The organism is Natrinema soli (genome assembly GCF_028618695.1).
Genome location: NZ_JAQIVI010000094.1, coordinates 16,411 through 32,407, shown reverse-complemented (window position 1 = coordinate 32,407; position 15,997 = coordinate 16,411). Strand labels below are relative to the sequence as shown.

General features: G+C 57.2%; 10 protein-coding genes. All 10 read right to left on the bottom strand.

Annotated elements, in window-relative coordinates:
• Window positions 1-698: 698 nt before the first annotated feature.
• Window positions 699-1,625, bottom strand: coding sequence for a DUF1152 domain-containing protein (locus tag PGX04_RS06125; RefSeq protein ID WP_273737698.1), 927 nt, complete (start codon window positions 1,623-1,625; stop codon window positions 699-701).
• Between the two features lie 333 nt (window positions 1,626-1,958).
• Entirely contained in the window at window positions 1,959-2,504 is a 546-nt protein-coding gene (locus PGX04_RS06120; RefSeq protein WP_273737697.1) for a hypothetical protein, read from the bottom strand.
• 126 nt (window positions 2,505-2,630) lie between these two features.
• Window positions 2,631-3,104: an IS630 family transposase gene (locus PGX04_RS06115; RefSeq protein WP_273737699.1), complete on the bottom strand. Its 474-nt coding sequence runs from the start codon at window positions 3,102-3,104 to the stop codon at window positions 2,631-2,633.
• Between the two features lie 26 nt (window positions 3,105-3,130).
• Entirely contained in the window at window positions 3,131-3,649 is a 519-nt protein-coding gene (locus PGX04_RS06110; RefSeq protein ID WP_273737696.1) for a helix-turn-helix domain-containing protein, read from the bottom strand.
• Between the two features lie 1,198 nt (window positions 3,650-4,847).
• The gene (locus PGX04_RS06105; RefSeq protein ID WP_273737695.1) at window positions 4,848-6,395 is read right to left on the bottom strand and encodes a primase-associated protein; all 1,548 of its coding nucleotides are present in this window, start codon (window positions 6,393-6,395) and stop codon (window positions 4,848-4,850) included.
• Window positions 6,388-7,314, bottom strand: a complete 927-nt coding sequence (locus PGX04_RS06100) for a bifunctional DNA primase/polymerase (protein ID WP_273737694.1) — start codon at window positions 7,312-7,314, stop codon at window positions 6,388-6,390. The genes PGX04_RS06105 and PGX04_RS06100 overlap by 8 nt, the downstream gene beginning before the upstream one ends.
• Entirely contained in the window at window positions 7,311-11,882 is a 4,572-nt protein-coding gene (locus PGX04_RS06095) for a type IV secretion system DNA-binding domain-containing protein (RefSeq protein WP_273737693.1), read from the bottom strand. Before PGX04_RS06095 ends, PGX04_RS06100 begins: the two co-directional genes overlap by 4 nt.
• On the bottom strand, window positions 11,869-14,583 hold the full coding sequence (locus PGX04_RS06090; RefSeq protein ID WP_273737692.1) for a helix-hairpin-helix domain-containing protein: 2,715 nt from the start codon (window positions 14,581-14,583) through the stop codon (window positions 11,869-11,871). The genes PGX04_RS06095 and PGX04_RS06090 overlap by 14 nt, the downstream gene beginning before the upstream one ends.
• On the bottom strand, window positions 14,583-15,578 hold the full coding sequence (locus PGX04_RS06085; RefSeq protein WP_273737691.1) for a TraC-like domain-containing protein: 996 nt from the start codon (window positions 15,576-15,578) through the stop codon (window positions 14,583-14,585). Before PGX04_RS06085 ends, PGX04_RS06090 begins: the two co-directional genes overlap by 1 nt.
• Before the next feature lie 6 nt (window positions 15,579-15,584).
• Window positions 15,585-15,875 (bottom strand): hypothetical protein, encoded by a 291-nt coding sequence (locus tag PGX04_RS06080; RefSeq protein ID WP_273737690.1) that lies wholly within the window; start codon window positions 15,873-15,875, stop codon window positions 15,585-15,587.
• Window positions 15,876-15,997: the final 122 nt, after the last annotated feature.

Genomic DNA, 15,997 nt, shown 5'->3' with positions numbered 1-15,997 from the left:
AAGGCGAGCGGGGCGTGCCGTCTCGTTCACACCAGTCGAGGGATAGCTACAGCATCCCCACCTTCAGCTCAGCCTGGTGGGCTTCGAAAGGGCGAGGTCGACTCGGTCGTCCCCCGCCGACGCAAGCACCGCAACGACCGAGCGTAGCGAGGGAGTGAGGCGCGCAGCGAGGCGCGGGATGCCGAGCGGCCGAGGGCTTTCGGTGGGAGTGTACTCCTCTCTCCCTCTCTTCTCGAGTCATCTCCTCAACGACGTCGTCTCCCTCACAACCACCCCTCTACCTTCATCTCTCCGTCACGATCTTCCCCTCACCCTACCCCTCTCTCTATTCCCCTCTCCTCGAGCGTCACCTCCACGCCAACCCTACTCTACCCTACGTAATCCAAGCAATTCACACGTCCATCCGCACTCCCGCAACATCGTCTTCGTCTCTCCCCCAACGTACCAGCGTACACCTTCCTGCGTGTTCTCCCTTCCCGCATGTTTTGTCTTCTCGAGTTGTCCGTTCACCACCGAAATCGAACCCGTTGATCGTCTACGTCGCCTCCTCATCAGAATCGTCCACTGTCCAACACTCGGATCGATCTCGAGCAGCAGGACCACCGACCGAGAGGAGCTAACCTGACACACTAGAAGGGTTTATAGGACGGTTCGCGTACCAGTTGCGTTGACCCCGACGAGTGTTACATACAAAGCATTCACATATCACTGGCCAGTTTGCGTTCCAAATCAAGTTCAGTGTCATATCCAGCGTCGGTCAGTGCTTGTTGTGCCGCATCGAAACTTGTCGTCTTCCGAACACAGTCGTCAAGGTCTGATGTTGCGGCGACTGCTTCCGGGTCGAGATAGAAGGTCACGGTGCTGGCCGGGGTGAGTTCAACTGACCGTTCCCCATCACGGATGACCGCCTCTCCAAGCCTCCCGCGAGCCACCTCAAGGGGGAGCCGACTTGCTTCGGTCGTGACGACTTCTACAAGGGTTTCGAGTTCATCAACGATTCGAGGGGTCAGGCCCCACGCCCCGAGAAGGCCATCCTGCTGTGCCGCCCGAGCAATCCCGTCGGTGATTTCATCGAGCGTAAGTTCCCCATCGCTCCCGTAACCGTACATTCCGAGACACGCATCTGTCTCCAACGAGGACAGCGCCGCAAGCATCACTGCGTCAGTTAGTGGACTTTTGATACCGGGTTCGTCACCTGCAGCAAGCACGTCACCGCCCGCGTCCGTCCCAACAACGAGGTCGATATCGAGTTGGTCACATGCATCATCAATCCCCGTTGTGACCCCTTGTGCTCCACCGCCAATGTTGATAAGTACCACATCGTCGGTGTAGTGACGGGCCACCTGTGTCTCGGCAAACTCGATTCCGTCGTGCGTCTGTGTGTCGCCCGTTGCAAGCGCAACTGCATCGTTCAGTTGCTCGATACCAGTGATATCGTCAAAGTGCCGGGGGCCGGGTTGGGGGTCAACGACAATACGCTCCCATGCGACACCACCAAGGATGACCTCGACGCCATGTGATTCGAGCAGGCGGGCGGTCGGAATGGTGCTGACAATATCGCCACAGCCACCGACGCCAAAGACGAGTGCACGGTCTTTGTCAAACAGGGCTTCGAGCGTTTCCATAGGTGCTGTTACTGGAGTATCGCCTAAAGGTGTTGGATTTGACGATTAACGAAATAGGTTGAGTTCGACAACCAAGATGCGGTACATATGCCCACCTACATACCAGTTGATTCACTGGGGTATGGTATGAAATCAATCTTTGAGAAGAACCTATGACACCCTGACTGGGGAAAGCCCGGCAGCACAGCGAGCTCGAAGAGAGCGAGCGAGCAGCCCGGAACCTGGAGGTGGGCGGGTGATCGTGGGAGGGCGGTGCTGTGTGGTCCACCCGTCGTCCCTCCCTCCATACTCATCTCACCACTTTCGTCCTCCCACTCAAACCGCACCGATTCCCTACCTTCTGTACGGCTTCCGCATCCACGACTTCATCGAACTCCCCCATGCTCGCAGCTGTACTCGGATCGCTCGCCGCAGATCCTGCCGTAGCACCGCCACTTCCGTATAGTACGATCGCGCACTCCTCGGTAATTCGTGGAACCGTTCCTGACACTCCAGACACGTGTACTCAAACTCTGCCCGGACGTTGTTCTGGTGCCCCTCGAGCGTGCCCTCCTCACTGTAGTGGAACTCCTCATACACGAGCTTCTTCGAAACGAACTCGCGACTGTCACACCGCGGGCACTGGTTCATCATCAGCGGCTCGTCCGATCCCTGCCTCGAGACAGTACCCGATCTCATCGATGCTGCCCTGGCCGGTTCACCCTCACTATCCTCGGCTGAACTCTCGGCTTCGTCCACTGTGGTATCAGCTTGGTCTGCCTCCGATTCGTCTTCCTCGCCTGGCGCTGCTCCTTCTCGAACCCAGTCGTCGAATTCCTCGCTCAGGATCTGGTCGTCGTCCTCTGCCTCTTCCGTCTGGTGTTGGTCAGTCCAGCTCATATCCCGACTCACCCCTCTCAGGTGGGTGAACAACACTGCCGTCGCGATCACCTAGCCTGACGTCTTCCCTGCCACTCTACGTACACCACCATCACAATCATCTACCCTGATGTCCTCCTATAGGGATTAGCAGAGATACTCATAGATTCGTGGTGAGTTGAGCGTTGGCAGAGCTGTCGAGAGGTACTCGTTGACCTCGTCGAGCGTTCGAAACAGCCGGTTAGCTCGACCGTCTCTGAGTTGCCGCCAGCAGTTTTCGAGCGGATTCATTTCCGGCGAATGCGACGGCAGGTACTCCAGAAGCAGGCCGTCGGCGGCGGCCTGCTTCTTCAGTGTCTTTGCGATGAAGTAGCTCGCGTTATCCAGCACAATTGCAAGCTTCTCCCCGAACTCGTGCTGAACCGCTCGAAGGAAGTACTTCGCTACCTTTGCATTGAATCGGTCAGGCGTGAGAGCGACGAACCGCTCGCCATCGTCGGTGACTGCACCCAGCATGTTCATCTTCTCACGAACGCCCGAGACCGGCAGTCTCGGGCGTGAGTTCACCGGGAACCAGTCGGGCTTTTGCTCGGTCGCGACTTTCTGCGTGTGTTGATCGATCGCGACGATCCGGTAGTCTTCAGCCTTCAGCGCCGGCCATTTTTTTTGAACTCCGCACGCCAGCGTTGCTGTTCTTTTGGGTCGGCCTTGTAGTGGATCGGCCGGGCTGTCTGGACCGACAGCCCGGCCTTCTTCATCACGCGATACATGTGCGCGAGGGAGTACTCAACGTCGAAGTGCTCAGCGATATATTCACGGACGAGTGGCGGTCTCCAGGCTGGTGCGTCGACTCCCGCTTCCGACGGCGACGCCGCGAGCGTCGCCGTCAGTTCATCCCACTGGTCGTCGGTGAGGCGAGAAGGACTTCCGCCACGGGGGAGGTCGCCGAGCGCGAAGGCGTCGCGCTCGGCGACGATGTCGAGCCAATCGTAGACAGTCTGCTCGTGCCAGCCGTATTTCTGTTGGATCTTAGCGGGTGAAAGGCCCGATTTGTATTCGATCGCCACAATGAGGCGCTTGATCGCTTTCGGATCACGCTCCGTGCGCAGTTGCTCGCGCAACTGCTCCTCATCGACACCGATCAACTTTTTGCCGTACTTCGTCATATCAGTCTATACGCGCCCTGAGACTATGAATTAGACTCCTGATCCCTATAGCTGCTCTTCACTCACCACCGCCCTCGAGTCCCACCTCACCGTCGACGTCCTCGCCCACGGCCACATCCCTCCCCTCGAGGAGAGCAACCCACACTGTACCACCTCCCCTCCAGGTCCACTCTATCCCTATCCTCGAGCTCTCTCCCAAATTCCCCGTCACGGCCTGACTCCTAGCTTGTACGTTCCTTCAGCTCTCACCTCTCCTCAGCTTCATCTCCAGTCCCCTGCTCCAGTCCTCTGCCCCTCTACTCCGATCACCACACACCACCCTGTTCTCCGTCCTTCACTCGTTCTCCAGACCTCCCTCTCTGTTCTCCCTCTCGCCTCGAGCACCATCCTCTCTCTACTTCTCCCACCCCTCTTCTTTCTCTATTGGCCCCTCACATTCTGTTCTCTTCTCAACTTTCTCTCACATCTATTACCTTGTCTCACACCCCTTCCTCTCCCCCTCTCTGCCGCTCTCTAGTCCCCCACTGATCGTGTTCTGAAAATGCTTTCTTACTCCTCTCTCATTCCCCTTCCGACCACCCCTTGTTACTAACCCTACCTTCCACCCGTTCTACACCCAATCCAATCCCTCCATTCTCGAGTCCACACACTCCTCCAGACCGAACCTCCAGTTTCTGATACATCCACATTCCCCTGCCCTCTGAACTCCCCACGTCTCAATCCCGTCGCGCACACCTCTACTTCTGCATACCTCCCCATTCCTTTGGACGAAAAATCGTCATTCACGACCGATTTTACGGCTTTATATCTCTTTAAAACCCCGTCGCGCATATCTAAGACCGTTATTGTGTGCGCGACGAGTTCGAATTTCGGAGCTTAAATCAAGAACGTGCGCGACGGGAGGGTGAAACCGCCGATATTGGGATGATCGGTGCGTTATGTTGAATAAAAGCAATAACTAGATAGTCAATTTTGGAGAGGAGTTCCGTACGTAAAACCCGTCAATTAGGGTTTTCAGCAGTTTCAGCCCTCAAATCGTGCGCGACGGGATATGACTACTCTACATGTAGTTAGAATCAATATATATCGTATTACGCACAGATATCGAGGAGATGGCACAGAAGCCTGATTTTAAATCTGTCATAGGATGGTGGAATAATGGCTATGTAGATGGAGTTTTTCTTCAAAAATGTTTGTTCTAAGAGTGTGAGAAAAAGTCGTCAGTCTGCTCGAGTTGGTCGTACATGTCGTCGGGGAATGGAAGGCTGCCATAGATTGAGTAGGGGCACTGCTCTTTGCCGATACAGTACCGTTGCATATCGTCATTATTACAATTCATTGGCAGGGGTGTGTTCCCTTCGGAACCGATGCCACGATCGCCCCGTCGGGCTTCGTACTTGATCTGGTAGGCAGAGATCTCTGGATCGAACCATGGCCACCGACTGAACAGGTCTTTGAGTTCATCGGTGATCGTGTCGACGGGCTTCTCGCGGTACTGCGGAAGCCACATTACCATCCGAACGAGGTTGAAGAGGTCTTTCCGAACCGGCTTTTCCTCTTGGAGCCGCTCGTCGAGTGCTGCCAGACAAGGCAGTTCAAACAGATCTTCGAGCTCCGTGATTTCAAGTGGCCGCGATCCACCGCCCGAGTGGCCGATCCGATACGTATTGACGCGGTCACCCCGATCGACTGTCACCGACCGATGTGATGAGTGATCAGCAAGCGAGTTCCCTACACTTCGAGGGGTCGACAGCTGTGTGAGCTGGGTTCGTTCACTCTCGTTTTCTGGTTCGTATCCCTCGAGCGCGTCGGACAACTCCTGAGCAGTATGAAACTCGTCGATCTGAGTCTGGGGTGACGCTCGCACCGCATTTTGGAGCAGTCGGACGATCTGCTCGCCTTGATCCCAGTTTTTCCACACCTTCTCGTACTGGCCGATCTCGAGGGCGTAGTCAGTCCGCTCGGTGATCGCCGTCTCGTGCTCTCGGAGCCACTTGCGTTGTGGCTCACCGAGTTCATCCTCTTGGACTGCCTGTAGCCGACCAAAACACCGCTTGGCGTACGATCGATAGGTGTCATGGAGGTGGTCGAGCGGGACGTAGAGATGGTTGTTCTTGACCTGCGTTCGAATCTCGCCCGTTTCGTCGACACTCGTCGCTTCGGTGGATGCTCGTGCGAGACACTTTCGAGAAGCAGCCGCCATTGGGATCTCGACGTAGAGATCGTACTCGGTATCGGCAGTCTCCTCCTCGTCGAATTCGGGCATCGGTTTGACGTCCGTACAAACGCGACCCGGATGGGGACCGTCCTGACTGGGGCCTTTCGCGTAGAGGACCTCAGCCATCTCTTGGTAGAGCGTCGGATCATCGTACTCATGGACAAGTGCGAGGAGATTGGTCGCGAACAGCTCGCGGATGTTGTGGAGGACTTGATTCTGCCGAGGCGGCGTGTCCTCAAAGCGAGGTTGTTCGCTCACGCAGATTGTACTGAGAGTAGCCAGCAAAACGAGTGTGGCGGGCTCGTCGACGAATGGGTACTCGAGCGGGCGGTTGCGCTGGGAACTCTTGAACGCAGCAGTCCCGAACCGTTCGATATCCGAAAGCAGCGTCTCTCGGTCTGGTGTATTATCGACGACGTAGCGGTCGTACCCGCGGGCGAATAGCTGGATGATCTCGTTATCGGTGTAGTTGGTTGGGATCGCTGCAGCGAGGTAGGCGTCTCGGTCAGTCTCTCGTGGGTCAATCATGGGTGAGTTCACACTCGGTTTCAAGGAACTGTGGGCGAGCTTCCGTTCGCGGATCGAATGCTGGGCTCTCGATCGGCTGGACAACACGGCAGACCTCTGCGTGCAACGAGTAGGGCACGCGAAGCAGGCGACTTCGGTCGGCAGTCACAACTGGATCAATCGGAATCTCATAACGCTCGAGCAAGAGGTCGTTGAGCACTTCTCGGCTTTTCTCGTCGTACCCGTATTCAAGATCGTCGTCGAGCAGGTAGACGTGAACGCCTTGACCGGAATAGACGACCATCGTCTCCTCGGCAGCAAACACATCCGTGAAGAGGTCTCGTGTTTCGAAGCCGTACTCGATCGCACGGTCGATGTCCTCGAACGAGTAAGGATACCCCGTCGGGTCGGCGTCACGAATCTCAGTCTCGGCGAGCAACGCGTCGTCACGACTCGTATCTGTTGATTGGATCCCGAGGTTGGTCTTATCAAGCTCGTGTTCAGCGCGTGCTGTGGCGATGTCTTTCGCATCGATATCGACTGCGAGGACCCACGGTCGGTCCCAGTTGTCTAACCCGTAGTAGACGCCATCCGAAATCGGATCACTCTTCTCGAGCAAATCGGGATCAGCCAAGGCGTACTCACTTCCCTGGAACGGGTCGTACCGTGCGGGAGATTGGATGAACGAGACGAGTTCTTCGAAGTTGCTGAAGTTCTGTGCAATCGGCTCTCCATCTGAGGTGGTACGCCACGTCGGCCGTCGAATGAAGTCGCGATCGGGGCGCTCCGCTTTGCGGATGGGATGGCGTTCGCGGAAGCTGATTCCGAACTCTTTCGGTGCCGTTGGAGTGATGAACGGAGGCAACTGGTCTACATACACGGGGAACTCCTCGGTATAGTACGCATAGACCTCGCCACGGGTTGCCTGTCGCCAACTCATGAGGAGTCTCCAGTCACCTTTTCGTCCAGTTTTCGGAGAGTTTGAACCGTTGTCATCCCATCAGATTCAAACGACTCGACTCGCTCCTGGATCTGTGCAAGTGAGCGCCCATCCCGCCCACTCACGGTGCCGGGAAGCCGTCCTGCATCGGCAAGCATCTTCACAGTTCCTCGACCATCATCACGGGACGGAAACACCCACACTGCATCCGCGTCGACAGCAGCCATCTTGTCATAATCACTCACCACTGCCTCTGCGTTGTTTGAGGCCATCTCAACCTCTCCAACCCATACGAGTTCGTCATCAGCATCGACTGCCGCGACATCGAAGATCGTTTCAGGAGTGTGCTGATAATATCGGTAGACCTGTTCAACTACCTCGAACTCGGTGAGCCAGTTCCAGAGGAGTTCTACCCCGACTTTGTGCGGTGTCTTTTCACCGAGATCACCGACGCCTTCCTCAGCAGTCAGTGTCTCGTCTAAGAGCTCTCGTCCAGCTGGAAGAACCGTATAGTATGTGTGTCGGTTCACCGTCTCCTTCTCGAGGAGCCCCTGTTCAAGGAGAACCTGCGTATCGAGTCCGTCAAGGTCCTCTTGGAACTCACTCATCCCCTCCAAGAGCGTGTAATCCGGGAGGTCACGATTCATCGCGTCGAGGACGCGTTTGAGGAAGATCGCATCGTCTCGCGAGAGCCCACGCTGTCGGAGTTCACGGTCCGAGACTGGGCACTCCTCTTCGTCCGTGGACGGATCGAAGAAGGCGGCTCCATTTGCAACGCCAGCTGGATCGTCGTCGGGCGTCTCCGCGTCACTGCTGTCGTGATCGATCTCGTTGACGTCTGTCTCAGCTTTACTGCTATCGTCTCGATCATCGTGCTGATCCTGATCGTTGGCCCCATTGTCAAGGTTGGTCTTCTCGAGCGGCTGTTGGGCTTCTACGCCCTCACTCTCTTCGTCGAACGCCACTGTCACCTCACTCTCATCTTCGTCCAGCGCCGGCGGCGCGCCAGCGCGCCGATCTGTGTCGCTCCAATTCGACCACTCCATCGCGTCCTCGTGGGTTGGGACATACAGCCCGTACTCGTCCTCTGTCCGCTCAAGTACTTCCGGCAGAAGCTCTTCGTCGAACTGTTGTTGTTCGGCCGCCGTCAACGGCTCCTCGCTTTCTGGGTGCCCGGTTATGATCGGGGGCGAGTGCAAGGTCAACGGCGCTGGCCGATCCTCACCGAATCCAGGGGAGACGAGTTTCGTGAACCACTCGCCCGCTGCCATCCGGTTGTTCCGGTTCCGGACATCCTCCACAGACAACTCGTCGTGCGTGAACGTCTTGGCGAACCGATCTTTCATCGAGATATCACCAATCAGTTTCGTATGCACCTCCGTCAGCAGTTCCTCGTATGCACCGGTCCCATTGTGGTACTTCTTGACCTGCTCGGGATACTGCATGATGAACCCCAGGCTCAGTCCCGACGATCGACCCTGAGGGAGCAGTTGATCGGCGACCAGTTCAGTCGCGACGAACGGTGCAGCCTCTTCCATGATGACGTTGACCACGTTCTCAGGGTTCGTCCGCCGCCGTCGTTGGATCGAATGCCACAAATCACTCAGCATGACTGTGGTGAACCCACGCTGGGCGTCGAGCGTGAGATCGCCCAGGTCGAACAGAATCGTGACATCTTCATCGAGGAACTCACTGAAGTCGAAGTGGGTCTCCTGCTGGTGGAAGCCGTAGAGATCGTCTCCGGTGGATTCGGCTTCGCGACCGGGTTTGTGTCGAAGCATCCAGTGAAGGTGGCGATCCTCTTTTAGTTTGTTCAGCCGGTTCATCACCGCCCCCATCGTCGTGTCGAACTGGTTTTCGTCCTTGGCAAACTGTGCGGCGAGTGAATCGTGGATGTCGGCATTGATCTCCGAAACCTCCGGCAGCTCCTGATGATGGTGCATTCGCGTCGCGGCCTCGACGAGATCATCCAACCCGAAGACGTCGTCACCGTGTTTCGGATCGAACAACGCTTGGATCAGGAACGTCAGAATTTCGTTCGCCACGAACGCCCGTTCGTACTTCTCCGCTCCCATGATCATCCGCATCAGCTCGTGGAAGTGGTCGACTTTCTCCTTGACTGCCGTCTCGCGATCGTTCCCCTCGAGCGCTGATCGAATATCGAAAAACGAGATGGCTGGGAGTGTTCCTGGCTCCCGGAAGTAGTACACGTCGTCGAGATTCCCGAATCTCTTGTAGTGAGCCATCAGATAGTTCTTACACATGTTGTCGCCTTTCGGGTCGAAGAGGACGTTCGGGCCGGGTGTCGTCTCGGCGAGCGAGCGTAACATGTGATACGTGACTTGGCTTTTCCCGCTCCCAGTCGCGCCACAGAGCAACCAGTGGCGCGACTGACGGTTTGGTGGTAACCGAAGTGGGCCCTCGACAGCACTGTTGGCGTCCTGACCAAGGACCATCCCCGTGGTATACTGACGGCGTTGGGCGGTGTCCAACCCGGGGAGGGCCGTGCGACTTTCGGGATTCGCGTGCGTCTCTTTGACCGCCTCGTCGGTGAGATGCTCGGTACTGGGGACAATGACCATGTTGCAGAGCTCGCCGGGATCCAGATGGAGGTCGGGTTCGGAGCGGCTCACCCGCCCACCAGCGACGACCTCACCCTCGAGAAACCGATTGAAACAGCGTCGCGAGCGCTTGCGCTGACTGCGCTCGAGAACTCCTTTCTCGTGGAGTTCCTCACCTTCGAGTTTGTAGTAGTCACCGGCAAGCGGATCGAACACGGTACTCAGATTTCTCAGGTCGTGTTCGATTTCGGATGTATCGCTTAGAGACGAGTTCGTAGGGACAGTCACCGCCCGCAGGTTGGTCGTGAACGTATGTCCCCAGTCTTCGTTTTTGATCTCGTCGATGCGCTTAGATCGAGATTCACTGAGTGACTCTGACCGCGATGAGGACGACTCGGTGTTCTTTGGACCGCGTACAAACTCTTGAAAGGCCACGGCGATTTCACCAGCCAACGTATCGCGTCCTTGTTCGATTTCGTTGATGTGGTATTCACCCTCTTTCGTCAGATCGGGCTCGCCTTCGAACGCGGCCTGGAAGACGATCGGGTGATCCGTGCTTGCAAAATGATCGATCAGCACGGTCAGCGGCGCGTGTGAGGTCGCCTTTGACCGATCGTCCTCACCCATCTGCCCATCGAACTTTTTGATCGCCGCCATCGGATCTCCACTGCCGGTCCACCGCAACCCATACGGTTCAACCTCATCCGGATGGGGGCGCGCAAGCACACCCTCACCAGTATCGACTGGCGTCTCGAGGGAGAACGTGAGCGACCCTGGATCGCGGTTTTCAGCGTTCTCTTTCGCACGGAGTGCATCGAGGTCAACACTCGGGAGTTGCGTACCGAGTGGGAGATTGGAATCGGACTCCTCCGTACTGATGCTCTCGTCGGCAGTGTCCTCTGTAGTGATCCGCTCACCCATGGCCGTTGCTCCTCCGTCAGCAATGGTCGGGTTGGAACCCTGGACACGAACGAGCGCCTCGACTTCCGCGGGCGTACACTGGAGTGTCCCGTTCTCGAGAGCGGTTTCAAACTCGTCGTACGAGTACTGCTGTGGAGTGATGAGCTTCTCCGCAAAGTCAACAGTCACACGCTCGATTTCCACGGAGTCGGGGTAGGCCGAGTTGAGCCGATCGTAGAGCGTGGACAGGTGTTGCTCGCAAGTGTAGTAGAATTCGATCGGAGAGTCCGTCCCGTCGCTGTAGATCACAAACTCGAACGTGAACGGGTCGGGATCCGAAAGCGGGTTGAGTTGTTGCCACCACGACAGCCCACCCCGTCGGACGTCGTGCAAGGGACGGACCTGGTTGATGACTTCCGGTGGCGCTCGTTCGCCCGTCGACGGCACAACTCGGATGTACTCTTGGGTGCGCTCGAGCGGCGAGCTAGCGGACGCCTCAAGCTCGAGCACTCGTTCGTGAAGCTCTATTGGATCCTCGATCGCCCAGCACTGAATTTCGGGCGACGTGTGGTCGAACGTACTGAACGTGACAGTGCCATACGACAGCAGCTGGCCGATGGGGGACTGCTGAAAAGTGGTGTCGACGACACGGTCGAGCGGGAGTTTCGTGAATCCATCGCCACGAATTCCCCGCGTGCTGACGTAGAGTTTCTCCGACGTGAGGACATACGTCGTGCGAAGCGCCCGAACAATCGGACGCACACCGATCGCGACGCCTACCAGGCCAACCAGAATGGGGGCAGCACTCAGCCACCAGAGTGGAATCTCGGCAGTGATGAGCGCTGTCTCGAGCGTGTAGGGCTCGAGTCCGACGAGCGACGGTCCTGTTGTGACCCCGGCGATGCTCTCGGTCGCAAGAGCGAGCGCGAGCGCCACGAAGCCGAGTGCAACCAAAAACGTCCGAAATCCGCCTCGGAACAGTGGTGTGCCGGTCCACTGTACATTCAGGTCGGAGACCTGCTTCACTTGCTCGTCCTCTGCAACGATCCACTCGAGCGACTCAGCGTCGCTGTTGGGGGTACTCTCGGTTTTCTCAGTCGTCTGCATCGGTTGTCACCTCCGTGGTCGAAGAAGCATCACCACTCGCTATCGCTGGTTCACACATTGTACTGGCAGCATCAGCCCAATCGTCAAGCAGCGTGAGCGGGATCTGCGTCTCTTCCGACAGTGACTCGGTTTCTGCCACAGCAAGCTCGCCAACCGTCTCGATACCCGCTTCGGCGAGATATCTTGCGTACGTCTCGCCGATTCCAGTGATCGTGGTGAGATCGTCTTCTTGATCCTCTGGCGCTTCTTCATGCGGTTCCTCCACTTCCTCATCTGCAACTGCTGTCACTCCTTGACTGGCCTCAGCAGTCTCACTGGCGTCTCTTTCGTGGTATTCGGCCTCCACGTCGGTTCGCTCACAATTACCAGTATCACCAATGCTGGCGTCAGAACCCTCACCAGCATCCATCTCGTGATATTCGGTCTTCACATCGGCTCGTTCCCGATCGGCGTGCTCGACGACCGCCTCATCGGTCTCGGGCTCCTTGTCGATCTCATCCAGATCCACCTCCTCGAGCACCGACTCCGGAATCTCATAGTCATCGAGTCGGTCCTCTGCGGCAAGGAACCCGGCGTCGTCGGCGTCGATATACCGGTTCTCGGCGAGATACTCCCACGGATCGAGATCATCGTCGAGGACGCTGACTTCGTAGTCGTTCACGTGGAGTGCGAGTGGTTTCGACCACTCATTGACTTCGAGCAGAAACTCCGAGTAGCCCCCGTCTTCGCCAGTCTGGGCCGTCGTCAGGAACGTTTGCTCGGAGGGGGTGAGGTCGTGGAAGTCGATCATCTCGTTGCTGACCGACTCGTGGTGGAAGATTTGCTTGATATCACAGAGGTTGTAGACGTTGCGCGCTTTCTCGGCGGCCTCCTTGGATTGGTCGTCCGATTGGGCGACGAACTCATCGACAGTTTGGGAGATGAGTGTGATTGCCGTGTTGAAGTGTCGACTGTGCCGGATGAATAGGTCGATCATGTCTGTCGTCGCCTCCCGCCGCAACAGGTAGTGCGCCTCGTCGATCGTCACCTGCGTCCGGCGGTCGTGATCGCTGGCCGCTCGCTGGTAGATCCAGTCGAACATCACGTGCATGAATAGTGGTGCCTGCCCTGTGTCGGCAAACATCGACATGTCGATGACGACTAAGCGATTGTCGAGTTCGACGTTCGTTCGGCCGGTCAGATTGTCGTTCTCGCCGCCTTTCTGGAACGCCTCGAGACCCAGCAGCAATTGGTAGGCGTACTGCTCGTCGCCATCCCGAAACCGTGTCTCGAGCTGGTCAATCTCGGGCCACACCCGCTCGTTGTTCGCATCCTCGTGCAGTTCTAGGAAGTCCGATGGCAGACCACCGTCGGCGATTTCCGCGAGGATATCAAGGAGGTCCTTGATCGTTGGGCTCGTGTTCTCGTGAGTCGTCGTCTCTTCCGTGATGCCGTACTGGAGGTAAGCAAGTCGGACCGCTCGCCGCAGGATTCCCTCCTGTTCCTTGCTTAACGACTGCTCGGCGACCGCCGAGAAATGAATGCGAAACAGCTCCATCACCGAGCGCAATTTCTTCTTAAACGGATCGTCCACAGCGTCGTCGATACCCCGCTGGATCTCAAGCGGATTGACTGTGTTATCGCCGCCGAAGCGGATCACTTGCCCACCAAGGTCGTTCGCGAAGTCGACGAAGTCTGCAAGCGGATCGAGAATCAGCATCTCGATTTCGGGATCCATCATCAGCCGATGGTACATCTCGTGTTTCTCGGCGAATGTCTTTCCGGAGCCCATTGTACCGGCGATTGCTTTCGAGTACGAGGAGAGCTCGTATCTGTCGAGGATTACGGGTGTGTCCGTCGTATCAAACCCATAGAATATCCCCTCGGGGTCGGTAATCACCGGCTCGATAAACGGAAACATCGTGCCGATGGCGGTCTCCTGCATCAACTGAGTCGACTTGATCGAATCGTCACCGAGCGGGCCGAGTGCGTCCTGTGATTCGACCTGGCGCTTCTCGAGGGGGACTGCTTCCGCGTTCGCGGTACTGAGCGAATCGACGACGCGCTCGGTTGCTTCGTTGAGCTCCTGTTCGGTGTCGGCGACCACTTCGATGTAGATCGCAAAGTCGAACAGCTTCGTCTCCCCGAGGATGATATCCCAGATAAGATCCTGGACCATGTCGCGGTCGGCCTCCTCCTCATGGGTGTCGGTCTGGCTCTTCTCGTGTTTCTTGTGGAGGCGAGCCCGGAGCTGGGTGAGGCGTTTCTGCAACTTGCGGAGGACGGAGCCGGTATCACGTGGCTGGATGTGTTGCGTGACCCGAACGTGATCGTTCGTCGTATACAGTTCATCGAGCCAGCCCAAGGGAACGCGTTCGGGGTAGCCGTGAATCGTCAGCGTACGGACGAACTTGTCGTTGCGAATCATGTACCCCGATTCGAAGAAGTTGGAGACCTCTTTCAGCTTTCGTGGGGCGATAATATCCCGGTCGGCAAGCGACTGTTCGGTGTTGTCCTGGACGACCCCCAGTCGGAACTCACCTTCGTCGACTTCCTCGAGTTCGAGGAGATGCTCGGCTTGCTCGCGGATGTTTTCTTTGGTAAGGTCGTCGCCGTTAGCCTCGACGATCGCTGCTGCCCGGTCGAACGTCTCGTCATCGATCTCCTTGAGCGTGTGCTTACTACCCGTGAGACGAGAACGAAGCCCTGAGAGGAGCCCCATCAGTACTCACCCTCCGTTTTGGTCGCTTGATTGAACTTCTCGAACTGCGGGTCGACATGGTTGTAGTAGTGGTACAGGATCTCCATGGTTTCTTGACGGTCGGTTATCTGGTCGATCGAGACCTCCGTCCGGCCGAGCTTGTTTGTAATCCGGCGCTGTCGCTGTCTCACTTCCCGAATGCAGAGCTCAGTTCGTGCGTCCTCGTGCGAACCGCCGAACGGCGTGTGAGCGAGCACTCGCGAGCAGGCAGCGCCGATGAGCGGGAGATCACCAAGCTGGCTTAGAACGCTTCCCGTGTCGAGATTCTTGTGGACTTGGTCGGCGTCGACACGGGTGACGATGTAGAAATCGCGTTGTTTGAGGTCGGCGTCTCTGATCTGGTCGCTCGCCCACTGGATGTAGAACTTCCGTCCGTACTGGAGGATCGGCGTCTCTTCTCGAGCAGTCGTACTCGACGATGCTGTGTAGAAGCGCTCGAGGTGCCCCGTAAGGTCGAACGTTTTCGGGTAGCAGGGGACGGCCACGCTGAACTCGAGCGACATCAGGAAGGACATGTATGCGCTCATCGTGTCGTGTCTGGCCTGTTCACTGAGCGAGAGCCAGTTCTGCGGATGGACTTTCAAGAGGCCGATATAGCTGTCGCCGTCAACGGCGATGCCATCCTCCCGGACGTAGTCGAAGCTGAGTGTCTCCTGGGTCGTTGTCGATCCACCAAGACGATCCTTGAGGTCGAAGTGATCGCGCGCTCGGGAGCGCTCTCGAGCGGTTGGGAGATCCGTGTCGATATCGTCAAGGAATTTGTCGAGTGCTCGCAGGACCTCGAGATCGGACTCGGGTGTGGGCGGCATGTGATCACTGGTGGCAGTCGGCTGGACAACAGGCCCCTCGTTTTCTTGGTTTGATTCTGGGGTTGTTTCGGCGGCTGACTCGTCAACCTCTTCGTGTTCGTCCGACTCCGTTTCAGTAGCTGTCTCGTCGGTAGGTACAGTTCCCATCGTCGATCACCGTCCGTCGGCGTCCGCTTCCAGTTCGGCTTCGACCGTTTCGATGTCGAGACCATCTTGCCGAACGGAAACGACGTCCTGGACGACGGGCGTCTCTGGTTCAGGTCGCGTTCTCCGGTTGTGGTACTCGTTCGAGCCGAGATGGTACTCGGCGGCGGCACGGGCGTAGCTGATCGGTCGTTGGCCGGCGGGAGAAACCAGCAGGATGAGGATACCGATGGCGAGTCCGATCCCACCGGCACCCAGGAACAGTGTCCCGGTGAAGCCGAGGCTTTGGGCAATACCCATGGCCAGGAACGGAACCACGAGAACCTCGCCAGCTTCTCGGGCGGTCAACCCGAAAACCAACTTTGTGTTGACAATACGCCCTGCGATTGGGAATGTTTCCATATACAATCTGCGCTTCTTAG

Coding starts and splice junctions, on each gene's coding strand:
- PGX04_RS06105 (WP_273737695.1), bottom strand. CDS start 6,395: ATGATTGACCCACGAGAGACTGACCGAGACGCCTACCTCGCTGCAGCG.
- PGX04_RS06100 (WP_273737694.1), bottom strand. CDS start 7,314: ATGAGTTGGCGACAGGCAACCCGTGGCGAGGTCTATGCGTACTATACC.
- PGX04_RS06080 (WP_273737690.1), bottom strand. CDS start 15,875: ATGGGTATTGCCCAAAGCCTCGGCTTCACCGGGACACTGTTCCTGGGT.
- PGX04_RS06085 (WP_273737691.1), bottom strand. CDS start 15,578: ATGGGAACTGTACCTACCGACGAGACAGCTACTGAAACGGAGTCGGAC.
- PGX04_RS06125 (WP_273737698.1), bottom strand. CDS start 1,625: ATGGAAACGCTCGAAGCCCTGTTTGACAAAGACCGTGCACTCGTCTTT.
- PGX04_RS06095 (WP_273737693.1), bottom strand. CDS start 11,882: ATGCAGACGACTGAGAAAACCGAGAGTACCCCCAACAGCGACGCTGAG.
- PGX04_RS06090 (WP_273737692.1), bottom strand. CDS start 14,583: ATGGGGCTCCTCTCAGGGCTTCGTTCTCGTCTCACGGGTAGTAAGCAC.
- PGX04_RS06120 (WP_273737697.1), bottom strand. CDS start 2,504: ATGAGCTGGACTGACCAACACCAGACGGAAGAGGCAGAGGACGACGAC.
- PGX04_RS06110 (WP_273737696.1), bottom strand. CDS start 3,649: ATGACGAAGTACGGCAAAAAGTTGATCGGTGTCGATGAGGAGCAGTTG.